The organism is Flavobacterium sp. FlaQc-57, from assembly GCF_044007395.1.
In the GTDB taxonomy this organism is placed as follows: Bacteria; Bacteroidota; Bacteroidia; order Flavobacteriales; family Flavobacteriaceae; genus Flavobacterium.
The window spans coordinates 1,130,400-1,154,968 of the sequence record NZ_JBIPDA010000002.1; the positions used below are offsets into that span (position 1 = coordinate 1,130,400).

Genomic DNA, 24,569 nt, shown 5'->3' on the forward strand with positions numbered 1-24,569 from the left:
TGTGTTTTTGTAATGTCTTTAAATTTAGTTTGATGTGTTTTTGTAATGAATTTTAATTGTAGATAGTAAAAAATTAACATTACTATTGCATTGAATTACTAATTAATTAACCAAAATTTTTAGAAAAATGAAATTAACAAAATTACTTATTTTTTGTATTTCGTCTTTGTTATTCTCGGTTATAGCTGTGGCTCAGGATGTCACAGTAAATGGGATAATAAATGATGAAAGTGGAATGCCAGTTCCAGGTGCATCTATTGTATTAAAAGGTACTACAAAGTCGACTGCATCAGATTTTGATGGGAAATTCCAAATTCAAGTACCTTCAAATGGTATTTTGACGGTTACTTTTATTGGATACGCAACAGTTACAGAAGCTGTAAATGGAAGAACAAAAATTACAATTCAATTAAAACCTGAATCACAATCATTGAGTGAGGTTGTGGTAGTAGGATATGGTACTCAAAAGAAAGCTGTAGTCACAGGAGCAATCTCTAGCGTAAAAGCAGCTGATCTTGAAAAAGTACCAAACGGACGCGTAGAACAAGCACTTCAAGGTAGAGTTGCCGGTGTAACTATTGCATCAAGTTCAGGACAGCCTGGTGCACCTTCTACGATTCGTATTCGTGGTATAACTACTTTTGGAGACGGTGGTAACAATCCGCTTTGGGTAATTGATGGTAACGTAGTTGATGCAGGAGCAATTGGTTTCTTAAATCAGTCAGACATTGAGTCTATTGAGGTTCTTAAAGATGCTGCATCTGCTGCAATCTACGGAACACGTGCTGCAACTGGGGTAATTTTGGTTACAACTAAAAAAGGGAAATCTGGAAAAATAACAGTTAACTACACTGGTTTTTCAGGAGTTTCTTCTCCTGCAAAAAAATTAAATCTACTAAATTCTACACAGTATGCTACGATCATGAATGAAAAAGCAGTAGCTGATGGTGGAGCAATTAGATATCCAAATCCTAATGCCTTAGGCGCAGGTACAAATTGGCAAGATGCTATTTTTAATGACCAAGCTTATAGATATTCTCACGAACTTAGTATTAGTGGTGGAGGAGAGTTTTCTACTTTTTATGCTTCTTTTGGTCTTCAGGATCAACAAGGTATTGTAACAAGTGATATCTCTAATTATACTAAAAAGAGCTTTCGTTTAAACTCTACACACAAAATATCTAAGTATTTTACTTTTGGACAAACTTTTGGTTTTGCTAGACAAAAAACATTAGATATTGGAAATAAAAACAGTGAATTTGGAGGGCCTTTAAGTTCTGCAATCAACTTAGATCCAACTACACCTTTAGTAGTTACTGATCCTGCAGTTGCAAACGCTGCTCCATATTCGACAAATCCGGTAATGCGTGACGCAAATGGAAATCCTTACGGAATTTCGAGCGTTGTAGGGCAGGAAATGACAAACCCTTTAGGATATGTTCAGACAAGATTAGGAAGGTACAATTGGTCTGATGATTTTGTAGGGAATGCTTATCTTGAAGCAAACATTACTGATCATTTAAAAATTAGATCTACTCTTGGAGGTAAAATTTCTTATTGGGGAGAACAAGGATTTACTCCGGTGAACTTTTTAAGTTCGAACGTAAGTACATTGAAAAACAGCTATTATCAAATTAATAGAAAAGCATTTAACTGGAATGTTGAGAACGTTCTTACTTATGCCAATAAATTTGGTGATCATAACATTAGTGTGTTAGTAGGACAAGGATCTTATGTTGAAAATATTGGTGGAGAAACTACAAATACTATGTTTGGTTTACCAATCACGAACTATAAAGACGCTTCATTTGATTTTGATATTCCACAATCTGATAGAACAAGTGCTACTGACGACTACATTCAACACAAAGTTACTTCATTATTTAGCCGTTTAAATTACGATTACAAAGAGAAATATCTTGTTACTGGAGTAATTCGTCGTGATGGATCGACTCGTTTTGGAGCAAATAATAAATTTGGAGTTTTCCCTTCATTCTCTTTAGGTTGGGTACTTTCTAAAGAAGGTTTCTGGAAAGAAAACAATGTAGTTAATACGATAAAATTCCGTGGAGGTTATGGAGTTGTAGGTAATGATAATTTAGATGATTTTAGATATTTATCATTAGTAAGTGGAGGTTATAACTATTCTTTTGGAAACACTGGAGCTATCACAACCGGTTATGCAAATTTAACGCTTGATAATCCTGATTTGAAATGGGAAGAAACTGCTCAAACAAGTTTTGGTTTTGATGCTAAACTTTTCAATGATTTCAACCTTACTATTGATTATTATAAAAAAACAACAACAGGTATTTTAAGAAAAGTTGTTATTCCTGGATACGTTGGAGTTGCTGAACAACCATGGGCTAACATTGCTAATATGAATAACAGTGGTTTAGAATTTGAATTGGGATACAAGAAAAGATTAGGTGAGTTTAATTTAGGAGTTAACGGAAACGTGGCTTACTTAAAAAATGAAGTTACTTATGTAGGGAAGGATAATGATTATATTATTGGAGATGCTAGTTTCCAATCTATGGGACCGGTTACAAGAACTCAGGTTGGACATTCTTATAATGAATTCTTTGGTTACAAAACCGCTGGAATTTTTCAAAATCAAGCTGAAATTGCTTCATATAAAAATGCAGCTGGAGGTATGATTCAACCTGATGCTAAGCCTGGAGATTTCCGTTGGGTAGATAATAATGGAGATGGCGCTATTTCTGATGATGATAAGCAATTTTTAGGAACTAGTATTCCAAAATATACTTTTGGTTTAACAGTGAATTTAGATTATAAAAATTTCGATTTTATGGCATTTGCTCAAGGAGCGGCCGGAAGCAAAATTTTTCAGGGATTACGCAGATTGGATATCTTGAATGCCAACTATCAAACTGAAGTTTTAAATCGTTGGACTGGAGAAGGAACTTCAAATGATTATCCTAGACTAGCAAATAACGATGGAAATGGAAATTTCAGTAAAATGTCTGATTTTTACCTTGAAAGCGGAGATTATGTACGTTTAAAAATTGTTCAATTAGGATATACACTTCCTCTTAACTTATCATCTAAAGTTGGTGCAGATAAGATCCGTTTCTATGTTACAGGAGAAAATTTATTCACTTTTACTAAATACACTGGATATGATCCTGAAATTGGAGGTCAAGTATTTGGTGTAGATAAAGGTATCTATCCACAAGCAAAATCTTTTATGCTTGGAGCTAACTTACAATTTTAATACATAAAGAATCATGAAAAATATAAAATTTAAATATATATACATTGCAATTGCAATGGCTGCTTTAGGAGGATCTTGTTCTGAAGATTTTGTAACTATTGAGCCAAAAGGATCTTTTCTTTCAACGAGTTATTATAAAAATGAGCAACAAGCAACTGCTGCACTTGTTGGAGTTTATGACCCTATCAGAAAAAATACTGGTGGTTTCGAAAACATGGTAGCAATGTTAAACGCTGGTTCAGATGATTTTTATGCTGGTGGTGGTGGAGCATCTGATGGTGCAGGAATTCAAAATTTCTCGACGCACTCGCTAACTTCAGTAATAATTCCGGGTAGCTATTGGAACGATCATTATCAAGGTGTTTATAGAGCAAATGTTTTATTATCAAACATGGCTAACGTAGATATGTCAGATGCATTAAAAGTTAGATTCACGGCCGAATCTAAATCGTTACGTGCCTTGTACTATTTTAACTTAGTTAGAATGTTTAAAAACATTCCGTTAATTCTGGAGCCATTAACAACAGCAACAATTGCAACAGTTGAACAAGCAACTCCAGAAGCAATATATGCTCAAATTGAAAAAGATTTGTTAGAAGCCATTCCAGCTTTGCCAACAACTGTTGATGTTGCAACTGAGTCTGGGCGTCTGACAAAAGTTGCAGCTCAGGCATTATTAGGGAAAGTTTATTTATTTGAAGGGAAAAAAACTGAGGCAGCTGCAATTCTTGCTCAGGTAAACGGAACTCCCGGACAACCAAATCAATATGGAAACAAATTATTACCTAGCTATAGTGATTTATGGGTTACATCTAATAAATTCAATGCCGAATCATTAATCGAAGTATCTCACACAAGTGCAGGTAACTCTGATTGGTCATTTTGGGGAACTGGAAAAGACGAAGGAAACTCATTAAACGTTATGGTTGGACCTAGAGGTTATACCAGACCGGAAAATTCTACAGCGCCAGATCTTCCTTCAGGATGGGCTTTCAGTGTTCCAACTCAAAAATTATATGATGCAATCAAAACAGATCCAAGATTTGGAGCTACGATTCTTGATATGAAAGCATTAAAAGCAGCAGGAAAGGCCAATTATATTCCGGCTTATCAAGATACAGGATATTTCTTGAACAAATATCTTCCAAGACAATCAGATGTTCGTACTGGTGGTGGAGCTGCAGAGTTAAACTACAGACAAAATTCATATATCATCAGACTTGCTGATACTTATTTAATGGAAGCCGAAGCATTAGGTTCAGGACCAAGAGCACAGGCATTGCTAGATGCAGTTAGAAACAGAGTTGGTTTAACACCAGTTCCTGTAACATTGGCCGCTATTAAAAACGAAAGAAGAATGGAGCTTGCAGGTGAAGGTCATAGGTTTTTTGACTTAGTAAGATGGGGTGACGCAGCAGCAGCATTAGCTGACAGAGGATTTAACGCTGGTACTGATGAGATTTTTCCAATACCTTTTGTAGAATTAAAAGGAACTAAATTGAAACAAAATCCTAATTACGAATAACCATTTACAAACCAAAAAAATAAAAATAATGAACCTAAATATAAATTTAAAAAGAGGAGTTTTTTTAATGCTGGCATTAGCATTAGGAACATTAACGAGTTGCGACGACGAAGTTGGTAATGGTAATGGTTTAACAGCTACAAGCGTCGATCCTTCATTTACCATAACTCCCGTGGCGGGGGAAGTCAATACGTACATTTTAACAGCGCAAGCTAAGGGAGTTATTTCATCTAAATGGGATATTGGATATGGCCCGTATATGGGAAAAATGGTTGAAAAAATTGTATTGCCGGATGCAGGTAAATACACCGTTACACATACAGCTATTGCAGCCGGAGGTTTTACACAAGAAGTTTCGCAAGATATAGTAGTAGCGCAATCTGATCCAAGTAAACCAAATTTAGTAAAAGGAGGTTTCTTTAATGACGCAAATGATGTTGCAAAATGGACCATATTAAAACTAAGTGCAACCGGAGCAGCTTTTTGGGATTTTAAACCAGGAAGTGCAACACTTCGTTCTCCTGGAGGATGGGCTCAGGAAGGTATTTATCAGGCAATTGATGTTGTAAAAGATAAAGAATATACAATTGATATGCTTGTTTCATCTGCAAGTGGTTCTGATGAGACATGGCTTGAAGTTTACGCAGGTAAATCAATGCCTGAACTTGGTGTAGAGTACAAAGACAACAAAGTAATGGGTTTAAGTACTTGGGACGGTTGTGCTAAGAGCGCATTTTTAGGAAGATTATCTATCGTAGGATGTGTTAAAAATGATGCAACAGCGTCAGTTTCTAATGTAGTAAAATTCGATACAACAGGTAAAATTTATTTACTGATTCGTTGTGGAGGAAATACTTTTACTAAAGACGGAATTACAGTAGGAAGAATCGAAATGCGAGCAAAATAAGTTTAAGTTAAGTTTAAGTTTGGTTGTAAATAGCCCATAATCACTATGAGTATGGGCTATTTTTAAATCCTTTAAGCTTTCAAAAAATGTTTTTATTGAAGAAGAGTTTCTCTAAGAACGTCAATTTAGAATTTAAAATAATAAGGAAAGAATGAGAAAAAATAGTTTTAAAGTTCTCTTTTTTTTGTTTTCGTTAACGGCTCTTGCCCAACAACCCAAAGCAAAAAAAGAATTTACGACCAATGGAAAAAAAGTAAAGGTTTATACAACAGCCGAGAATTCGAATTTGAGATTAACGGCTACAGATAATTTAACTTTTTCGGCAGCTAAACAGCCACTGGAAATCGAAACTTCAGTTTTTGTAGAACCATCTAAAAAGTTTCAAAATTTCATGGGAATTGGAGGAGCTATTACAGATGCGAGTGCCGAAATATTTGCTAAACTTTCGAAAGAAAAACAAACAGAATTTTTAAACGCTTATTATGATAAACAAAAAGGTATAGGCTATTCATTGCTAAGAACCACGATACAAAGTTCTGATTTTAGCAGTGGAAGCTATTCTTATATTGAAGAAGGCGATAAAGATTTAAAAACGTTTTCTATTGATCATGATAGACAATATCGTATTCCATTAATTAAAAAAGCAATACAAACTGCAGGTGGAAAATTAACTACATATGCAGCTCCGTGGTCTCCAAATGCTTTCATGAAAAGCAATAAAAATGTATTAAAAGGAGGAACATTATTACCTGAATATTATCAAAGCTGGGCTAATTTTTATGTCAAGTTTATAAAAGCTTATGAGAAAGAGGGAATTCCAATTTGGGGAACATCAACTCAAAATGAACCAATGGCAGTTCAAAAATGGGAATCATGTATTTATACAGCCGAAGAGGAAAGAGACTTTATTAAAAATTTTCTGGGACCAACTTTGAAAAAAGAAAAATTACAGAATATAAAAATTATCGCCTGGGATCATAATCGTGATTTAATGAATCACAGAGCAAACGTAATTTATTCAGACCCCGAAGCTTCAAAATATGTTTGGGGAATGGGTTTTCACTGGTATGAAAACTGGTCCGGAGGTGCATCAATGTTTGATAATGTTGCCAAAGTAAACGAAACATATCCTGATAAAGGATTAATGTTTACAGAAGGCTGTGTTGAAAAATTTGATGCTGCAAAATACCAATTCTGGGGTAACGGCGAAAGATATGGAATTTCTATGATTAACGACTTTAACAATGGAACAGCCGGATGGACAGATTGGAACATCCTTTTAGATCAAAACGGAGGACCTAACCATGTTGGTAACTTTTGTTTTGCACCAATTCATGCTGATACAACTACCGGCGAGTTAATCTATACACCGTCATATTATTACATAGGACATTTTTCAAAGTTCATTCATTTAAATGCCAAAAGAGTTAGCTCTGCAGTAAGCAGAAGCGCGTTGTTAAGTACTTCATTTTTGAATACAGATGGTACAATGGCAACAATAGTCATGAATCAAACAGATAAAGAAGTTAACTATAAATTAATTATAGCTGCTGAACAAACAACAGTTAAAATTCCTGCGCACGCAATACAAACACTTGTTTATTAATATTCAGTGTTAAATATGAGGGTTAATTTGAATCATCCATTTTAACCCTCCTTTGTTTTAAATTAAAATCAAACCAAAAACGCCAACATCACAATAAATAAAACTAACAATTTCTATAGTTGTAGATTCAGAAAACACACACTGCAATTATACCAGCGCACAAGTTTCAAACCACTGTAAACTAGTTGCTCTACTAACTAAAAACTATAAAAATGAAACTAAATTTTAAAAACACTATAAAAGCATTGTTTCTTGCAATAGCGGTTTTTGCTCAGGCAAAATGTTCTTCGTCTAGTGATACAGTAGACCCGCCACCTGTTGTCCCTCCAGTTGTAGTTCCTCCCGTTGTCGTAACCAACGATGTTGATTTTTGGTTGACAAAAGGTAATCAGAGTGTTTTGTTAGCAAAACAAACAGGAACTTTAGGCTTTGGCACGACCACAAATACATACACAAATATTGAAGTAAATGCTTCTCAAAAATACCAGACCGTAGATGGTTTTGGATATACTTTAACAGGTGGAAGCGCAGATGTAATTAATCAGTTAAATGCATTAAAAAAGAGCGCTCTTTTGCAGGAATTATTTGGTTCTGGCGAAAATTCGATAGGAATAAGTTATCTCAGAATCAGTATTGGAGCATCAGATTTAAATACATCTCCTTTTACTTATAATGATCTTTCAACGGGAGATACCGATTTAGCTTTAGCGAAATTTAGTTTAGACAAAGACAGAGCCGGAGTAATTGCACTTTTAAAAGAAATACTAGCAATTAATCCAAAGATTTTGATTCTGGCAACACCTTGGTCAGCACCGCTTTGGATGAAAGACAAAGACAGCTTTATTGGAGGAAAATTACAAACTCAATATTATGATGTTTATGCAAAATATTTTGTAAAATACATTCAGCAAATGAAAGCAGAAGGAATTACAATTGATGCCATTACACCTCAAAACGAACCTTTGCATGACGGAAATAACCCAAGTATGTATATGTCAGCTCTAGAGCAGACTAACTTTATAAAAAATAATTTAGGACCTGCATTTAAAGCGGCAGGAATTACCACAAAAATCATTGCCTACGATCATAATTGTGATAATCCAAATTATCCAAAAGCAATTTTGGCAGATGCCGATGCATTTCCTTTCGTAGACGGTTCAGCTTTTCACTTATACGCCGGAGATATTAGTGCACTATCAAATGTTTACAATTCTTACCCAACAAAAAATGTGTATTTCACAGAACAGTGGACCTCATCTGCAGGTGAATTTGCAGGTGATTTAAAATGGCATGTTAGAAATGTAATTATTGGTTCGATGCGAAATTACAGTAAAAATGCACTAGAGTGGAATTTAGCCAATAACGGTGCTTTCGAACCTCATACAGCAGGAGGTTGCAATATGTGTAAAGGGGCATTGACAGTAACAACAAGTGATTCTTTTCAACGAAATGTTGCATATTATATTATTGCTCATGCTTCTAAATTTGTTCCTGCTGGGTCAATAAGAATTGATAGTAATTCAGGTGGGAATTTACAAAATGTTGCTTTTATCACACCATCTGGTTCAAAAGTATTAATTGTTGAGAATGACGGATCAGCAAATGAAATTTTCAATATCAAATTCAATGGTAAATGGGTTACAACATCATTAGATGGTGGATCAGTGGCAACTTATACTTGGAAATAATTGAACTCGGCGTAATCATAAAAAAATATTAAACGCATTGAAACATAGATTTTATGTGTAAAAAAGGAGACAAAAAGAAATATATTTTTTTTTACATAGCTAGTCCCGAAGCTTCGGGATGCGTTTTAAATAAGTGAAACGCCTTTTTTAAGTAAACAAAAACTATGTTTCTATGTGTTAAAACAATTATACACAAAGGGTAAATTGAACAATTTAGAATTAAAAATTAATAGAGTTTTCAGATGAAAAAAGCACTTATAGCATTACAACTGTTACTTTCGATCGTATCTTTTGGGCAAGGTTTTTTACATAGAGATGGGCAAAAAATTGTTGACGGAAACGGAAAAAACATAATCTTAAGAGGCCTTGGTCTTGGCGGCTGGATGGTTCAGGAAGGATATATGATTAAAACAGAGCCTTTCGCAAGTCCCCAATATGTTATCAAACAAAGAATTCAGAAAGTTATTGGAGAGCAAGGAACAAAAGAATTTTATGCAGCTTACAAAGCAAACGGAATCACAAAACGCGACGTAGATTCGCTTGCAGCATGGGGTTTCAATTCGATTCGTTTACCAATGCATTACAATTTATATACACCATCGATTCAAGAAGAAAAAAATGGAGAAATTACCTGGATTGAAGAAGGATTTACGATGACAGATAATTTACTGAAATGGTGCACCGAGAATAAAATCTATCTAATTTTAGATTTGCATGCTGCGCCAGGAGGTCAGGGAAATGATGCTGCGATATCAGATTACGATACTACAAAACCATCTCTTTGGGAAAGTGAAGCCAATCAGAAAAAAATGATTGCATTATGGAAAAAACTAGCTTCTCGTTATAGAGATAATCCTTGGATAGGAGCTTATGACATTATCAATGAACCCAATTGGAATTTTACCGGAACCAACAAAAATGGTTGCGATGAAAATTCAAACGGACCTTTGAGAGATTTAATGGTTCGCGTTACAAAAGCCATTCGCGAAGTCGATACAAACCATTTGATTTTTATTGAGGGGAATTGCTGGGGCAATAATTACAACGGAATTTTTCCTTTATGGGATGATAACATGGCATTGAGTTTTCATAAGTATTGGAATTACAACACCAAAGAATCCATTCAGAAAATGTTGGATTACAGAACACAATATAACGTTCCGATTTGGTTGGGAGAAAGTGGAGAGAATTCTAATGTTTGGTTCAAAGATGCCTTGACATTAATGGAAAGTAATAATATAGGATGGGGTTTTTGGCCAATGAAAAAAATAGAAAATATTGCAGGCGTAACTTCTGTAACCAAAATCCCCGAATACGATGTTTTATTATCATATTGGAAAGATGGAGGTCAAAAGCCATCAGTTGAATTTGCCAAAAAAACATTGATGAAAATAGCCGATAATTATAAAATGGAAAACCTAACCGTTAAGCCTGATGTTATTGATGCTATGTTCAGGCAAGTACAAACAAACGATACAAAACCATATAAAAGAAATGCAGTTCCGGGTAAAACTGCTGCAACTCACTATGATTTAGGTACAAACGGACACGCTTATTCTGATACAGATTTTGTGAATTACAGAGTTGAAACTGGAAATTTTGAACAATGGAATAAAGGAAATACTATGCGGAATGATGGTGTTGATATTTTACCTTGCAAAGATGCAGGATCAAATGGTTATCAGGTTTCTTTTATTGATGATGGCGAATGGCTACAGTTTACGACCCAAGTTGCAAAACAAAATTCATATAAAGTTTCAATTCGCTATTCAAGTGAAAAATCAGAAGGTAAACTTCATTTAGAAACAGAAAACGGGAAAAAATCTGAAACTATTACACTTCCGGTAACCGGCGGAAATGAGAAATGGAAAACGATTGTTTTATCGGGAGTAGAATTGAATAAGGGAACCAATAAAATCAAAGTAGTTTTTGATAAAGGAGGATTTAATCTGAACTATTTAGATTTTTCAGACAATAAAAAAGGAAGTGTAAAAAAATAGAATTACACCTTCTGTAAATTTCAATGATTTTTACGAATTGAACCAACAAGGTTATTATTGGATTATATTTTAATCTTTAAAATCCCGTCAGATCACTTATCTATTTTAATAGAAATACATTAAATATGAAAAACATCAACAAAAAACTCCAAATTTTGCTTTTACTGCCACTTATCGCAGTACAAATAAAATGCGGATCATCAAAAAGCTCTAATGTAGTTTCAAATTCAAATAAAGTAGAAGCTTGGGTAACTACTTCAGATGAATCTCAAAAACTAAAAAAACAATCTGATTTGGTTTTTAATACAGACACCAATTCGAATCAGACGATTTTAGTAGACGCTTCTCAAAAATTTCAAACCATCGAAGGTTTCGGTTTTTCCTTGACAGGAGGGAGCGCTCAGGCGATTCTTAAACTAGATAAAGCAAAGAAAGAAGCATTGCTTCAGGAATTATTCTCTAGAAAAGATAATGCAATTGGTTTGAGTTATTTAAGAATAAGTATTGGCGCTTCAGATCTAAATGAAACTGTTTTTTCGTATGATGATATGCCGGAAGGACAAACAGATTTAAAACTGGAACATTTTAATCTTGGACCAGACTTAAAAGATGTTGTTCCACTTTTAAAAGAAATTTTAGCAATAAATCCAAATATAAAAATAATGGGATCTCCGTGGTCGCCGCCAGTTTGGATGAAAGATAACGGAAGTTCTAAAGGAGGAAGTTTACAGCCAAAGTATTATCAGGTTTATGCAGAATATTTTGTGAAATATATTCAGGCAATGAAATCTCATGGAATTGTAATTGATGCTATCACACCTCAAAACGAACCATTACATCCGGGAAATAATCCGAGTTTATTAATGCTTGCAGAACAGCAGGCAGAATTTATCAAAAACAATTTGGGCCCCGCTTTCGCGAAAGCAAAAATCAAAACCAAAATTGTGGTTTACGATCACAATTGTAACAAACCAGAGTATCCTTTAGCGATTTTAAACGATCCAAAAGCATTGCCATTTGTAGCAGGTTCAGCATTTCATTTGTACGAAGGAGACATTAGTGCTTTATCTAAAGTTCATGATGCATATCCAAACAAAGATTTGTATTTTACCGAACAATATACGGGATCAGGAAGCAGTTTTGAATCTGACTTGAAGTGGAGTGTAAAAAATGTTGTAATTGGTTCAATGCGCAACTGGAGTGTTAATGCGCTTTCGTGGGGATTAGCAAATGATGAATTCTACAAACCATTTACACCAGGCGGATGTTCAACCTGCAAAGGCGCACTGATGATCGATCAAAATCAGAATATTAAAAGAGAAGTTGGCTATTATATTATTGGTCACGCATCAAAATTTGTTCCTGAAGGATCCGTTAGAATTGGGAGTAATGTTAGTAATAATTTATACAATGTCGCGTTTAGAACTCCGTCAGGACAAATTGTTCTAATTGTAGAAAATGACGGAAGTGCAGCAGAATCATTCAATATAAAATACAATAAAAAACAAATTTCAACGACTTTAAACGCGGGTGCAGTTGCAACTTATGTTTGGTAATCAAAATTAAATTCATGAAGAAAATTACAACATTTACCTTGTTGATGGTATCGTTTTTTGCGGTCGCTCAACAAGAAACAATAGATCAGAAAGTAAATGCTCTATTGAAAAAAATGACAATTGAAGAAAAAATTGGTCAGCTTAATCAATACAGTAATGATAATTCGATAACAGGTCCAATAACGGTTAATCCTAACAAACAAGCAGAAATTAAAAATGGTTTGGTAGGTTCAATGCTAAATGTTACCGGAGTAGAATCTACCAGAAATTATCAGAAATTGGCAATGCAATCCCGTCTAAAAATACCAATGTTGTTTGGTCAGGATGTTATACATGGCTACAAAACGACATTTCCAATTCCGTTAGCCGAAGCCGCAAGTTGGGATTTAGCCGCAATTGAATTGGCTGCAAGAGTTGCCGCAACAGAAGCATCTGCAAGCGGAATTCACTGGACATTTGCTCCAATGGTAGATATTGGGCGTGACCCGCGCTGGGGAAGAGTAATGGAAGGTGCCGGAGAAGATACTTACTTAGGTTCTAAAATTGCTTATGCGAGAGTAAAAGGATTTCAAGGAAATAAGTTAGGAGACTTAAACGCTGTAATGGCCTGCGTGAAACATTTTGCAGCATATGGCGCAGCGATTGGAGGAAGAGATTATAACTCTGTAGATATGAGCGAAAGAATGTTATGGGAAACCTATTTACCTCCTTTCAAAGCAGCTCTTGATGCAGGCGCAGCAACCTTTATGAACTCGTTTAATGATTTAAACGGGATTCCTGCTACTGCAAATGTACACTTGCAACGTGATATTTTAAAAGGAAAATGGAATTTTCAAGGTTTCGTAGTTTCAGATTGGGGATCTATTGGAGAAATGGTAGCTCACGGTTATTCAAAAGATCTTAAAGCTGCAGCACTTTCTGCGATTACAGCCGGAAGTGATATGGATATGGAAAGCGTTGCCTACAAAAGCAATTTGGCACAATTGGTAAAAGAAGGTAAAGTTTCTATCGACTTAGTTGATGATGCTGTAAAACGTATTTTACGCAAGAAATTCGAATTAGGATTATTCGATGATCCATATCGATATTCAGATCAAAAAAGAGCAGATAAAGCTTTGAATGATCCTGAAAATAGGAAAGCAGCTCTTGATGTGGCACAAAAAAGTATCGTTTTATTAAAGAATGAAAATGAGACATTACCACTTTCTAAAAACCTGAAAACAATTGCATTCATTGGACCAATGGTAAAAGAATACAAAGAGAACATGGGATTTTGGTCTGTCGAATTACCAAATGTCGATTATAATAAATGGATCGTTTCGCAATGGGATGGTTTACAAAATATAGTGGGTAAAAATACAAAGTTACTATACGCAAAAGGCTGTGAAGTTGACGGAGACAATAAAGATGGCTTTGCCGAAGCTGTTGCGACAGCAAAACAAGCAGATGTTGTTATTTTGAGTATTGGTGAAAGACGCGATATGAGCGGCGAAGCAAAAAGCCGAAGCGATCTTCATTTACCTGGTGTTCAGGAAGATTTAGTAAAAGCAATTCAGGCAACAGGAAAACCAGTTGTAGTTTTGGTAAATGCAGGAAGGCCACTTATTTTTAATTGGACAGCTGATAATGTTCCGGCAATCGTATATACTTGGTGGTTGGGTACAGAAGCAGGAAGCGCAATTGCAAATGTGCTATTTGGAGATTATAATCCGTCAGGAAAATTACCAATGACTTTTCCGAGAGAAGTGGGGCAGATTCCAATTTACTATAATCATTTTAGTACCGGAAGACCGGCTAAAGACGAAGATTCTAAAAATTACGTTTCAGCATATATAGATTTAAAAAATTCACCTAAATTTCCTTTTGGATATGGATTGAGTTATACAAAATTCAATTATTCAAATTTGAAATTGTCTTCAGCAAAAATGAAAAACAATGAAACAATTAAAGTTTCTTTTCAATTGTCAAATGTTGGAAAAGTAGCCGGAGAAGAAGTTGTTCAGTTGTATTTAAAAGATAAATTTGGATCAGTAGTGCGTCCGATTTTAGAGCTTAGAGATTTTCAAAAACTAAAATTAAATGCAGGAGAATCTAAAACAATTGAATTTACTATCGACAAAGAAAAACTATCCTTCTATAATGATAAATTAGAATGGGTTGCTGAACCTGGAGATTTCGAAGTTATGATTGGAGCTTCATCTGCAGATATTAAACTTAGAGCTGACTTTGAATTAGTGCAATAAAATAGAATGTCAATTAAAATTGGCGCTATAGATTTTATAAAAGTTTCTGAATTATTTCAAAACGTTATTTATAAAATCTATAGCGCCAATTCCTTTATACGAAGCATACAAAGCCTTATCAAAAGCCTCACGTTTTGCCTTTTTATCTTTCGCTTCAGTTTCAACAATCATTTGATTGAAAATCTTTTCTTGTTCCTTACTGTATTTTATAGATTCTTCTAAAAGATACGTTTTAGAAACAAATCCAAAAGAGTCCCAGATTTTATTGCGGATTCTTTTATTGATACTTTTTAACGGATTGGTATTCATCTCTCTTGTATTGAATTTTTATTTTTTTTGAAGAAATTCAAATATAAAATCACATAAAAATATTCTTACTTTTTAATTCTGGTAATAAGATTTTATTTTAATGTGTTATTATGACGCAATGTACTTGTTTTTTTAATTCAACTTCTTACTTTTAAGTTAAAATTGTGACTTATACACTATTGTTTTTTAAACGCAATTTCGATGGATTATTACCACGAAATTGAAAAAGAAGGTTTCATTTTATAAAAATGAACTAAATTGCAACGATAATCATGATACAAAAACTGTATTTAATTGAAAATTGAATGTTAAAAGACATTATAGAAAACAATCAAAATTACCAACCCGGACTTTCAATAGATTGTGTGATTTTTGGGTTTCATGATAATCAGTTAAAGGTTTTACTTAATAAAGTCAGACATAAAAATTTGTGGTCATTGCCAGGAGGTTTTATACCAATTGATCAGGATATCGATACCGCTGCCGTTACTGTTTTAAATGAAAGAACAGGAGTAGAGGGTGTTTTTTTAAGACAATTTGCAACTTTTGGAAAGATAAAAAGAAACGATCAGCACTTTGGAAAGGAACTATTAGAATATTTAAAAATTGAAGAAAAAAAAGGGAAGTGGCTTACACAACGTTTCGTTACGATAGGTTATTATGCTTTAGTTGATTTCTTAAAAACAATTCCGAAGTGTGCTAATAAAGAAGAAATAATAGAATGGATTGATCATAAAGAAGTGCCGGAACTTATTTTAGATCACAAGGAAATTCTTGATAAAGCCTTGCAGACTTTAAGAACTGAATTAAATTTAATGCCCGTTGGATATAATTTATTACCGGAGAAATTTACGATTCCGGAACTGCAAAAATTATATGAAACCATTTTAGATAAAAAACTGGACAGAAGAAATTTTCTTCGCAAAATAACCAACATCGGAATCCTGACTAAGCTTGATGAAAAGAAAAGTAACGTGGCGCATAAAGCTCCAAACTTATATTCTTTTGATAAAGATAAATACGATGAGGTCTTAAAAAACGGATTGAATCAGGGCTGGTAAAATTAGAATTTAATTTTAAATTTAGCGATTATGGTCTCCATTGAAACATTTAGAAAATTAGCTTTGTCATTTCCGGATGCAACAGAAGAACCACATTTCGAGAAAACTTCTTTTCGAATCAAAAAGAAAATTTTTGCCACTTTTGATGAAAAGAACAATAGGGCCGTTTTGAAATTAAACGAAATTGATCAATCTGTTTTCTGTGCTTCGAGCGAAATGATTTTTTATCCAGTTCCAAATAAATGGGGGAAACAAGGCTGGACAATTGTTGAACTTTCAAAAGTGAGATCAGAAATGTTTCAAGATGCGTTGTCACTCTCTTATCAAAATGTATCCAACAAGAAATGACAAAACTGTAGAGTTTACTTTGAGACTACTTTACAATACTTCTAAAAGTCAAATTTACACGAGGTTTTGATATTGTTTTTGTTGGAGGCAAACGATGCAGCCAATGTGTTTGCGTTTCATCTTTCATAACCAATAAACTTCCATGTTCTAAAATTAAAGAAACCACTTCTTTCGTTTCCTTATGTTTGAAAGCAAACTTGCGTTCGGCACCAAAACTTACAGAACCAATCGCACCATTTTTTTTCAAATCTTTTTCGGCGTCACTATGCCATGCCATTCCTTCATCACCGGAATGGTATAAATTGAGCAAACAAGAATTAAAAGTTTCTCCCGTTTTTTCTTCAATAACTTTCTTTAATTCCAAAAGTTCCTTTGTCCACGGAAGTGCTTTTTTTGTTGTGTTAGAATAAGTATATTCAAAACTAGAATCACCGTACCAAGCTACTTTACGTTTGGTAAGGATTAATTTCCCGAAGATAACGGCTTCATCATTTTTCCATTCGATTGTATTGAGTAAAACATCTAAATAATAATGAGAGTCCTCTCTCGAGAATAATTTGCCGTAATAATTTACAGTTCCGTCTTTTGGAAGGAGATTCGTTTTTTCGTCAGTGTGCGGATTAAATAAGTCCATTTTTCCATTTTTGATATTCGGTTTTGATACAATGTCCGCAAGGTCTGAAACCATTTTCTTTTGCCTCATCTTCAGACAAAAAGAAAACCCGATTTTCTCGTTTCATCCTTTTTCCTGAAGAACATTTTAAAGTCCCGTAGATTTTTAGTTTTCGGTTTCCACCGAAACAAATTTCCGCATTTTTAAATTTATTTCGAAGATCTGAATCAGAAATTTCACAATGTTTGATCATAATAATTTCATTGGTTTTATCGTAGAGACGCACCGTAGTGCGTCTAACGTTATGTAATTAATCATGTAGAGAATCGTTGCGGAGACGCACTGCTGTGCGCCTCTACAGATGTGCTGTGTGTTTAAGCCTTTGAACCTTTGCGCCTCTGTACCTTTGCACCTTAACTCAATGCATCATGAAAAATAATTCCCAACGTATGTCTTTCTCCAGAACGAATTTCGCTGACTCCATGTTTCATATTCACGCGATAATATCCTTTTGTGCCTTTTACAGGTCTGAAATTGGTCGTAAAAACTAAGATATCACCTTTTTTGGGTTTCAAAACAATTGCCTTCGATTGTGCTCTGGGAGTTTGTTGTGTCAATACAAATTCACCACCAGTAAAATCTTCATCAGGTTCATTTAAGAAAAGTACTATTTGAATAGGAAAATAAATATCTCCGTATAAATCCTGATGCAAAGTATTAAAACCACTTTTACCATATTTTAAAATTAAAACAGTTGCTTTTAATTGATTATTTGCGTGACATTGCTCCAATAATTTCTCGTGTGTTTCAGGAAAATGAGTGTCAATATTTAAAACTTTCATCCAGGCATTAGCAATGGGAGCCAATTTAGGATAAATCGAGGACCGAAGATTTTGAATTAAATCCGGCAAAGGATAATTGAAATATTTGTATTCGCCCAAACCGAAGCGATAGCGCTCCATCACAACCGTTTTTCGATATAAAGTTGGATTATCATAATCGAATTTTAAATCTTCACATTGTTCGTTATTCAGCACATTCGGAATAATAACAAAGCCATTTTCGTGCATAGATTCGGTGATGCTTTCCCAGTTTTGGGAAGCAATTTTAGATTGTATATTTTGCATGGAATTGAGTTTTAGAGATCTGAATTTAATTGCGCACCTTCCCATCCAATAATAGCTGTTTTACGCGTGTTTCCCCACATATAACCACCAAAGGTTCCAGTAGATTGAATAACACGATGGCACGGAATAAGAAATGCTACAGGATTGCTTCCAATGGCTGTTCCGACGGCACGATACGCATTTGGTTTTTCTATTTGCTGCGCAATAGAACCGTAAGTAGATAATTGCCCCATTGGGATTTTCAATAAAGTTTCCCAAACTTTCAATTGAAAGTCAGTACCTTTTAAGTGGAGTTTTATTTCGGATAATTTGCTCCAGTCATTCTGAAAAATGAATAACGCATTCTGTTGCATTAAATCTAGTTTTCTGGAGAAAGAAGCATTCGGAAATTTGTCTTTTAAATTTTCAAAACCAGTTTCTTCGTCTTCGGCGAAAGCCATAAAACAAACACCTTTTTGAGTTGATGCAACAATGATATTTCCAAACGGACTTTCGGCAAAACTGAAGTTTATTTCCAGGTTTTTACCACCATTTTTATATTCAGCAGGCGACATTCCTTCAATGTTTACAAATAAATCATGCAAACGGCTTGTTCCCGAAAGGCCTGTGTCAAAAGCAGCGTCAAATAATGTGGCTTGATTGTCCTCTTTCAGGATTTTTTTGGCATGTTCAACACTAATATACTGCAAAAACTTCTTCGGACTTGTTCCTGCCCATTCTGTAAACAAGCGTTGAAAGTGAAACGGACTTAAATGCACTTTTTCGGCAACCTGATCTAAGTTTGGCTGTTCCTTAAAGTTAGCTTTTATATAATCGATTGCTTCTGCGATACGATTATAATTGATGTTTTCCTGTGTGTTCATTTTCATTCAATTTTATAATGCAAATATCGACTGGTTTTTGCAGTCATAAAATCCGAAACTTGCGGAGTTCTATTTTTGTTTTGTTTGTTTCAGGTTTCAGGTTCTCATAGAACTTGAAACCTGAAACTTGAAACAAATTCAACTATATTTTCTTCTCCATTTTGTAATTGATAAGCTCAACACCTAATCGAATATTTTTTTGCTCTGCTTTTACAATAAAACCTTTCTTCTCAAAAAAAGGTTTTGCAGTTATGCTAACATCTGCTGTGATGGTTTTTGAGTTTTCTTTTTTAGCCTCGAGTTCTAATTCAGTAAATATTTCGTTAGCAATTCCTTTACGCTGGAGGTCTTTGTGAACACAAAAGAAATCAATGTAGTTTCCGTCTTTAAGAGTTCCGTAACCCACAATTTTGCGTTCGATTGTAGCTAATAAAACAAATTGATCGTGAATAACTTTCGTCCAGCGTTCGGTATCGTTTAAACCCGAAACCCATGCATTAATTTGTAGCGGGCCGTAATCATTTTTACAAACCCATTTAATGGTCTCGATATACATTTCCTGCATTTCTTGTAAATCTGAAATTGTAGCTTTTCTAAGATCCATTTTTTCTAATTTTAAATTAATGCGCCGTAGTTTTCGAAAAAACATTTATTACAACAACGCCAATTAATATTAAAGCTAATCCTATAATAGCAGGTAAATCAGGTATTTGTTTGAAGAAAACAGCACCAATAAAAGTAATTAAAACAATTCCGACTCCGGACCAAATTGCATATGCAATGCCAACCGGAATAGTTCTAATAGCAAAACTTAAGAAGTAAAATGCACCGCAATAACCAATTATAGTAATGATGCTGGGGATTAATTTGGTAAATTCTTCAGATTTTTTTAAGGCTGAAGTTGCAATGATTTCGAATATAATGGCAATGCCTAAGAAAAAGAAGTTTTTCATATTTCACGTTTTTACAAAGTTAAACCTTTAAGAAAGCAGAATAATTAATTAAGATCATTTTTTGCTGTTGAAACACTGATCAATTTATAACCATTTTGAGTTCTTAGAAATTGAAAATGATCTTGTCCGCGATCCGTTTTGTTTTTGGGAGAAACAATAATATCCATTACAGGATAAATCCAGTCTTTGGATTCATTGCAATTGTTGAAATAGATTTCGTATTCGCTTGATTCAAAAATAAATTGATTTAATCCTTCAGATGAAATGAAATATTCGGTTTTTGCATCATTTAGTTGTTGCAGTTTTAATTTTAAAAGATTGTAGTTTTGCGTAATAAATTTAGTTTTTGGTTCATTTGTCCACCCGTTTGGTTCTTTCCAGTAAGTAATTTTATCAAAAGAGTGGTTTAATAAATTATCTAAGGATAAATCTGAAAGTACCGTTTTTTTTAACCAGGATTTAAATTCTTTATCATAACTTATGAAGGAATAATACAAACCGTTTACTCCAAGAAAATTTTCTCGGGTTTCATCTTTACTTGGTTCTTTTGATTTCTGTAAAGAATAAAAGTTTATATCGTTGCTGTGACTAAAATTTTCAATTAAGATTGTATTATTGGTATCAATAAGGAATTCTTTTCCACCGGTCCATCCAACGTGTTCATCATCCTTATGGAGTTTTCTTTTAGTAGCATCTTTTAGCACAATAACCATCCCGTTTCTGGATTTTGTCAAATCGCTATACATTGCCGGAATAGCAATTTTTCCTTGGCTATTGAACATTCCCATTTTGTCGGATTTCCCATCTTTAAAGCGTATAAAACCTTCATTTTCGCAATCTGTACTGTTGTCAAAAGAGTATAAGCTGTCACGACCTACTATTTTTCCTTGTTTAGTTAGATAATAACTTTTCCAGTTGTTGTTATTTTCTTCTGTAACGGCAATAATATTTTCAAATTTTTGTGCGAAGGTATAGCCTGAAAATTTAGGTTTTATTTTAATGACACCGTTTTTATCCTTAAATCCAATATGCGTGCTGTCTTTATCCCAAAAGGCAATCCAGGTATCACTGTTCTGTGCAGACACTGAACAACTTAAAAGGAGAAATGTACACAGAATGATAGTCTTTTTCATGAAATTTGTTTATCGGATATGAATTTCAGATTCATTATTTTTTGCTTCGTCAAAACAATCAGAGCATAGCATTTTAAAATCGGCTTTGGCCTGAAAAATATCAGTCCATTCTTCACCATTATCAAGAAGATATTGCTCACATGCTCCGCACCATGCAATTTGCGGAAGATCTTCTTCAGCTTCTGAATAGAAGAAACCTACTTTTTCTTTTAAATCTATTGCCATTGCAATATGGATACAAGAGAAAGACATTTCTTTTGAACCATGCATGTCGCATAAAATTTTTTCAATCATATTTTGTTGTATTCCGGACTTATTAAAATAAACGAATATTTTCGCAAGAGTTTCTACTTTTTCTTTTCCTGTTTTTCCTTTTCTTTCTTCGCTTTTTCCTCTTCTTTAAGTCTTTTTTCTTCTTCTTGTTTTTTGGCTAGTTCTTGTTTTTTGATTTTTGATTCTTGTATTTGATTTTGCAGACCTTGAATTTTTTTGGAGCTCTTTTCTATATCAACTTTTGATTTGCTAAGCTTTTCTTCTGATTTTATAATTTCTTTTTTCGCTTTTTCAATGCTTTTCAGAACGTCTTTGCTTTTGTCTTTATTGTTTTCAAGAGCTGCTAGTTCATCTTGTTTTGACTTTAAATCGGCTTCTTTTTCAGTTGATTTGGTTTGATGTTTTTTTAATTTTCTTTCTTCGTTTGCCAGTTTATCTTCTGAGGTTTGAATGTTGTTCATCATACGTGTTAGATCACGTTGTTGTTGCTGCTGTTGCATAAACATTCGGTTTTGCTGTGCAAACATTGCGTTTGACTGGCTCATTTGTCTTTGCATGCTTGATTGAGCACTGCTTATAAATGGTAAGAGCGATAGTAATAGTAAAAGTAGGCGTGTTCTCATAATTTAGTTTTAGAATTTGGAGATTTGAATTTCAAATGTAAAACTTAAAATTTAAGAATTGTATATAATATCTGATTAAATGGTGGTATACCAATATCAGATTTTAAACCCCGATTTACTTATGATATTTTTTTAAGGGTTGAGTGACAATCCGACACTAAAAAACAATCTTACTTTGTCGATATTGTTTATCCAGGAAGTATCAAAATGAATAGGGCCTAAAATGGATTGATAGGAAATAGACGCTCCTCCGGATATTACAAGGCTAGGTTCCAGGCCATCATCCCATTTTCCTTTTGGACTAAATGCTTTGTTAATGTATTTATCAAAAGATTCAAACCCAACAGTTGCGATATTAAAATGGGGAGTTAGGTAAATTTTTCCCATAAGATTTATTTGAGAAGCTATTTTTAAGCCCATATATTGCGAAACATTGAGCTCGTCTTCATGCAGGCCGGGAAATGAAAAACGATTACTTCCGGAGCTAGGTATGATTCCGCCTAAGAAATATTTTGATGCATAACCATATTCTGAGAATGGAATTTGATTGTCTTTAAGTTTATCTTGAAAAATAAAATAAGAATCAAACCCAATTATTCCTGTAATTTTCTTTTTTAAGAGTGCTCTTTTTTGATAACTGAAACCAAATTTTGTATAACCATTGGTTGCACCAGATATACTTGTTCGATTTGGGTCGTTAAAAGAGGTGTAGACATCTGATAACAATGACCGGGTTATATTTGCTTTTATAATTGTTCCGTTTTCAGCAAAGAAAACTTTATCCATATCGTTGTAGGAATAATGCATGTTTAACTCGATGCTGTTTAAGGAGTAATTTGTGATATCGATCGCGTTAGGATTGTACTCTCTGTCGTATTTTGGTTTTAGATTAGAGTATTGATAGTGTAAACCATAACCAAAATAGCTTTTAAGGGAGTTTATATTTCTGTTGATTTCATTAGTAAATTCAAGTGAATTGTAAAGTACATTATCTGAAGCTTTGCCATTAAAGAAAATTTCTTGTCTTAAAAAGGCTCCATAAAGTTCAGATGACCACCACCAATCTCGGTTTTTTCCAAAATTTTTCTGATAATTGATTCGTGCTTTTGGTTGCTCGGCTATATCGACTGTTACCAGAAGGCGGGATGCTCTGGCAAGAACATTTCTGGCAGTGTAATTAAAAATGATTCCAACGCCTCGATAAGTGTCATAATGCACAGATGTATTCAGTTGGTTTTTGGCACGTTCATGGCCAAAGATTGTAACGCCTAGTTTGTTGTCGTCTTTGATGAAATAGTTGTACGTAATCTCGTCAAAAAGATTGGTACCCATTGCTCTGTTAATGCCTGCTATTAAGTCTTTAGTGGTATATTTTACATGCATTTTAAGATTTATTCGTCCTAATACCAGAGCAAGGTTTTCCGGACTGATTTTTTTGTAAACAATCGTATCAAGAATAATTTCTGAAGGCATTTTTGGTAATTCGTGAATTCGTTGTTGATATCCTTTTAATTTTTCGGATAATGTTATTAAAGCGGGAAGATTTTCGTTTGTTGCAATTTTACCATCTTTATAAATTTCCGCACTATCAGCAAAATCTGCAGTCGAAAAACGAAGGTTGGGCATGTGATCTACTAAAATATCGCAGAGTTTTCTATTTGCAGGATTCTTAATGTTACTCGGGAACATACTGGTTTGCGTCAGTATAGTGATAACATTGTTTAGTTTGTCTATGGGTTCCAATCCGCCACCTACATCACTACCAATAATAATATCAGCTCCCATTTGTTTGGCAACATCTGTAGGGAAATTATTCAAAACGCCTCCATCAACCAATACTGTTTTTTCGTATGACATAGGTTTGAAAATAGCAGGAAGTGACATACTGGCTCTCATGGCATAAGCTAAGCTGCCTTTGCTTAAAATAACCTCTTTTCCTTCAGACAAATCAGTAGCCATGGCTCTAAACGGGATAGGCAGGCTGTCAAAATCTTTAATGTTATAGACCGGGTAAGTTAATTCGGAAAGATATTCTCTTAAATTTTGATCATTTAATAAAGAGCCAATGCTGTTTAGTCTCTTGTTTTTAATCCCTATTCCAACTAAATATCGCTGAAATTCTCTTTTTTCCTCTACGCTTACAGATTTTAATGACTGGCCTCCGCCAAGTAATTTATCCCAATTAATATTTTTGGTTAATTTTTCTATACTGTCACCAGAATATCCCATTGCGTACAAACCGCCTATAATACTTCCCATACTGTTACCAACAATAAGGTCCGGAACGATGTGTAGAGAATCCAGTTTTTGTAAAAGCGGAATATGTGCAATTCCTTTTGCTCCACCACCACTTAAGACTAAAACGACTTTGGGTTTCTTTTCCTGAGAAAAAATAATTTGCGGGACAGTAACTAAAAATAAGAAGATGATTAAATAAGTTGTTTTTTTCAAGTTTGTACTATTTAAGTATTTGAGAAATAGATTCTTATTTTAATTCTTAAAA

21 protein-coding genes are annotated in these 24,569 nt (G+C 34.1%); 10 read left to right on the forward strand and 11 right to left on the reverse strand.

The features are described from left to right. Positions 1-127: 127 nt before the first annotated feature. From ACHRVZ_RS10760 to bglX, 8 genes are all read left to right on the forward strand, one after another. Positions 128-3,238 (forward strand): SusC/RagA family TonB-linked outer membrane protein, encoded by a 3,111-nt coding sequence (locus ACHRVZ_RS10760; protein ID WP_395422400.1) that lies wholly within the window; start codon positions 128-130, stop codon positions 3,236-3,238. Between the two features lie 13 nt (positions 3,239-3,251). Beyond that, positions 3,252-4,763 (forward strand): RagB/SusD family nutrient uptake outer membrane protein, encoded by a 1,512-nt coding sequence (locus ACHRVZ_RS10765; RefSeq protein ID WP_395422401.1) that lies wholly within the window; start codon positions 3,252-3,254, stop codon positions 4,761-4,763. Positions 4,764-4,791: 28 nt separating this feature from the next. After that, the gene (locus tag ACHRVZ_RS10770) at positions 4,792-5,670 is read left to right on the forward strand and encodes a hypothetical protein (RefSeq protein ID WP_395422403.1); all 879 of its coding nucleotides are present in this window, start codon (positions 4,792-4,794) and stop codon (positions 5,668-5,670) included. 151 nt (positions 5,671-5,821) lie between these two features. After that, positions 5,822-7,276: a glycoside hydrolase family 30 beta sandwich domain-containing protein gene (locus ACHRVZ_RS10775; RefSeq protein WP_395422405.1), complete on the forward strand. Its 1,455-nt coding sequence runs from the start codon at positions 5,822-5,824 to the stop codon at positions 7,274-7,276. Between the two features lie 212 nt (positions 7,277-7,488). After that, entirely contained in the window at positions 7,489-8,964 is a 1,476-nt protein-coding gene (locus ACHRVZ_RS10780; RefSeq protein WP_395422406.1) for a glycoside hydrolase family 30 beta sandwich domain-containing protein, read from the forward strand. Between the two features lie 242 nt (positions 8,965-9,206). Continuing rightward, positions 9,207-10,964, forward strand: coding sequence for a cellulase family glycosylhydrolase (locus ACHRVZ_RS10785; RefSeq protein ID WP_395422407.1), 1,758 nt, complete (start codon positions 9,207-9,209; stop codon positions 10,962-10,964). Positions 10,965-11,089: 125 nt separating this feature from the next. Further along, entirely contained in the window at positions 11,090-12,520 is a 1,431-nt protein-coding gene (locus ACHRVZ_RS10790) for a glycoside hydrolase family 30 beta sandwich domain-containing protein (protein WP_395422409.1), read from the forward strand. Positions 12,521-12,534: 14 nt separating this feature from the next. After that, entirely contained in the window at positions 12,535-14,763 is a 2,229-nt protein-coding gene (bglX, locus tag ACHRVZ_RS10795) for a beta-glucosidase BglX (RefSeq protein ID WP_395422410.1), read from the forward strand. A gap of 51 nt (positions 14,764-14,814) precedes the next feature. Here the strand turns inward: bglX and ACHRVZ_RS10800 are convergent, their stop codons facing one another. Next, positions 14,815-15,072, reverse strand: coding sequence for a hypothetical protein (locus ACHRVZ_RS10800; protein WP_395422412.1), 258 nt, complete (start codon positions 15,070-15,072; stop codon positions 14,815-14,817). A gap of 305 nt (positions 15,073-15,377) precedes the next feature. On the opposite strand from ACHRVZ_RS10800, the gene ACHRVZ_RS10805 reads away from it, so the two are divergent. Both ACHRVZ_RS10805 and ACHRVZ_RS10810 read left to right on the forward strand, forming a co-directional pair. Then, the gene (locus tag ACHRVZ_RS10805) at positions 15,378-16,133 is read left to right on the forward strand and encodes an NrtR DNA-binding winged helix domain-containing protein (protein WP_395422413.1); all 756 of its coding nucleotides are present in this window, start codon (positions 15,378-15,380) and stop codon (positions 16,131-16,133) included. Between the two features lie 30 nt (positions 16,134-16,163). After that, positions 16,164-16,481, forward strand: a complete 318-nt coding sequence (locus ACHRVZ_RS10810; protein ID WP_395422414.1) for an MmcQ/YjbR family DNA-binding protein — start codon at positions 16,164-16,166, stop codon at positions 16,479-16,481. 25 nt (positions 16,482-16,506) lie between these two features. Here ACHRVZ_RS10810 and ACHRVZ_RS10815 read toward each other — a convergent pair whose 3' ends face one another. From ACHRVZ_RS10815 to ACHRVZ_RS10860, 10 genes are all read right to left on the reverse strand, one after another. After that, positions 16,507-17,115, reverse strand: coding sequence for an alpha-ketoglutarate-dependent dioxygenase AlkB family protein (locus ACHRVZ_RS10815; RefSeq protein WP_395422415.1), 609 nt, complete (start codon positions 17,113-17,115; stop codon positions 16,507-16,509). Further along, complete coding sequence (locus ACHRVZ_RS10820; RefSeq protein WP_395422416.1) at positions 17,102-17,347, reverse strand: Ada metal-binding domain-containing protein; 246 nt, start codon at positions 17,345-17,347, stop codon at positions 17,102-17,104. The genes ACHRVZ_RS10815 and ACHRVZ_RS10820 overlap by 14 nt, the downstream gene beginning before the upstream one ends. Positions 17,348-17,507: 160 nt before the next feature. After that, the gene (locus tag ACHRVZ_RS10825; RefSeq protein WP_395422417.1) at positions 17,508-18,221 is read right to left on the reverse strand and encodes a 2OG-Fe(II) oxygenase; all 714 of its coding nucleotides are present in this window, start codon (positions 18,219-18,221) and stop codon (positions 17,508-17,510) included. An 11-nt stretch (positions 18,222-18,232) separates the two neighbouring features. Continuing rightward, positions 18,233-19,084: a methylated-DNA--[protein]-cysteine S-methyltransferase gene (locus ACHRVZ_RS10830; protein WP_395422418.1), complete on the reverse strand. Its 852-nt coding sequence runs from the start codon at positions 19,082-19,084 to the stop codon at positions 18,233-18,235. A 142-nt stretch (positions 19,085-19,226) separates the two neighbouring features. Next, positions 19,227-19,688 carry a GNAT family N-acetyltransferase gene (locus tag ACHRVZ_RS10835; protein ID WP_395422419.1) on the reverse strand — a complete coding sequence of 154 codons (462 nt, stop codon included), beginning with the start codon at positions 19,686-19,688 and terminating at the stop codon, positions 19,227-19,229. A gap of 16 nt (positions 19,689-19,704) precedes the next feature. Next, a complete protein-coding gene (locus ACHRVZ_RS10840; RefSeq protein ID WP_395422420.1) occupies positions 19,705-20,037 on the reverse strand; it encodes a DMT family transporter in 333 nt (110 codons plus the stop codon). A 44-nt stretch (positions 20,038-20,081) separates the two neighbouring features. Then, the gene (locus ACHRVZ_RS10845) at positions 20,082-21,170 is read right to left on the reverse strand and encodes a WG repeat-containing protein (RefSeq protein WP_395422421.1); all 1,089 of its coding nucleotides are present in this window, start codon (positions 21,168-21,170) and stop codon (positions 20,082-20,084) included. Between the two features lie 9 nt (positions 21,171-21,179). Beyond that, the gene (locus tag ACHRVZ_RS10850) at positions 21,180-21,464 is read right to left on the reverse strand and encodes a hypothetical protein (protein WP_395422422.1); all 285 of its coding nucleotides are present in this window, start codon (positions 21,462-21,464) and stop codon (positions 21,180-21,182) included. A gap of 53 nt (positions 21,465-21,517) precedes the next feature. Next, the gene (locus tag ACHRVZ_RS10855) at positions 21,518-21,943 is read right to left on the reverse strand and encodes a hypothetical protein (protein WP_395422423.1); all 426 of its coding nucleotides are present in this window, start codon (positions 21,941-21,943) and stop codon (positions 21,518-21,520) included. 255 nt (positions 21,944-22,198) lie between these two features. After that, positions 22,199-24,517 (reverse strand): patatin-like phospholipase family protein, encoded by a 2,319-nt coding sequence (locus ACHRVZ_RS10860; RefSeq protein ID WP_395422425.1) that lies wholly within the window; start codon positions 24,515-24,517, stop codon positions 22,199-22,201. Positions 24,518-24,569 lie beyond the last annotated feature (52 nt).

What these genes read in the sequence shown, in the direction of transcription:
- ACHRVZ_RS10760 (WP_395422400.1), top strand. Translation starts at nt 128, where the DNA reads ATGAAATTAACAAAATTACTTATTTTTTGTATTTCGTCTTTGTTATTC.
- ACHRVZ_RS10765 (WP_395422401.1), top strand. Translation starts at nt 3,252, where the DNA reads ATGAAAAATATAAAATTTAAATATATATACATTGCAATTGCAATGGCT.
- ACHRVZ_RS10770 (WP_395422403.1), top strand. Translation starts at nt 4,792, where the DNA reads ATGAACCTAAATATAAATTTAAAAAGAGGAGTTTTTTTAATGCTGGCA.
- ACHRVZ_RS10775 (WP_395422405.1), top strand. Translation starts at nt 5,822, where the DNA reads ATGAGAAAAAATAGTTTTAAAGTTCTCTTTTTTTTGTTTTCGTTAACG.
- ACHRVZ_RS10780 (WP_395422406.1), top strand. Translation starts at nt 7,489, where the DNA reads ATGAAACTAAATTTTAAAAACACTATAAAAGCATTGTTTCTTGCAATA.
- ACHRVZ_RS10785 (WP_395422407.1), top strand. Translation starts at nt 9,207, where the DNA reads ATGAAAAAAGCACTTATAGCATTACAACTGTTACTTTCGATCGTATCT.
- ACHRVZ_RS10790 (WP_395422409.1), top strand. Translation starts at nt 11,090, where the DNA reads ATGAAAAACATCAACAAAAAACTCCAAATTTTGCTTTTACTGCCACTT.
- bglX (WP_395422410.1), top strand. Translation starts at nt 12,535, where the DNA reads ATGAAGAAAATTACAACATTTACCTTGTTGATGGTATCGTTTTTTGCG.
- ACHRVZ_RS10800 (WP_395422412.1), bottom strand. Translation starts at nt 15,072, where the DNA reads ATGAATACCAATCCGTTAAAAAGTATCAATAAAAGAATCCGCAATAAA.
- ACHRVZ_RS10805 (WP_395422413.1), top strand. Translation starts at nt 15,378, where the DNA reads ATGTTAAAAGACATTATAGAAAACAATCAAAATTACCAACCCGGACTT.
- ACHRVZ_RS10810 (WP_395422414.1), top strand. Translation starts at nt 16,164, where the DNA reads ATGGTCTCCATTGAAACATTTAGAAAATTAGCTTTGTCATTTCCGGAT.
- ACHRVZ_RS10815 (WP_395422415.1), bottom strand. Translation starts at nt 17,115, where the DNA reads ATGGACTTATTTAATCCGCACACTGACGAAAAAACGAATCTCCTTCCA.
- ACHRVZ_RS10820 (WP_395422416.1), bottom strand. Translation starts at nt 17,347, where the DNA reads ATGATCAAACATTGTGAAATTTCTGATTCAGATCTTCGAAATAAATTT.
- ACHRVZ_RS10825 (WP_395422417.1), bottom strand. Translation starts at nt 18,221, where the DNA reads ATGCAAAATATACAATCTAAAATTGCTTCCCAAAACTGGGAAAGCATC.
- ACHRVZ_RS10830 (WP_395422418.1), bottom strand. Translation starts at nt 19,084, where the DNA reads ATGAACACACAGGAAAACATCAATTATAATCGTATCGCAGAAGCAATC.
- ACHRVZ_RS10835 (WP_395422419.1), bottom strand. Translation starts at nt 19,688, where the DNA reads ATGGATCTTAGAAAAGCTACAATTTCAGATTTACAAGAAATGCAGGAA.
- ACHRVZ_RS10840 (WP_395422420.1), bottom strand. Translation starts at nt 20,037, where the DNA reads ATGAAAAACTTCTTTTTCTTAGGCATTGCCATTATATTCGAAATCATT.
- ACHRVZ_RS10845 (WP_395422421.1), bottom strand. Translation starts at nt 21,170, where the DNA reads ATGAAAAAGACTATCATTCTGTGTACATTTCTCCTTTTAAGTTGTTCA.
- ACHRVZ_RS10850 (WP_395422422.1), bottom strand. Translation starts at nt 21,464, where the DNA reads ATGATTGAAAAAATTTTATGCGACATGCATGGTTCAAAAGAAATGTCT.
- ACHRVZ_RS10855 (WP_395422423.1), bottom strand. Translation starts at nt 21,943, where the DNA reads ATGCAACAGCAGCAACAACAACGTGATCTAACACGTATGATGAACAAC.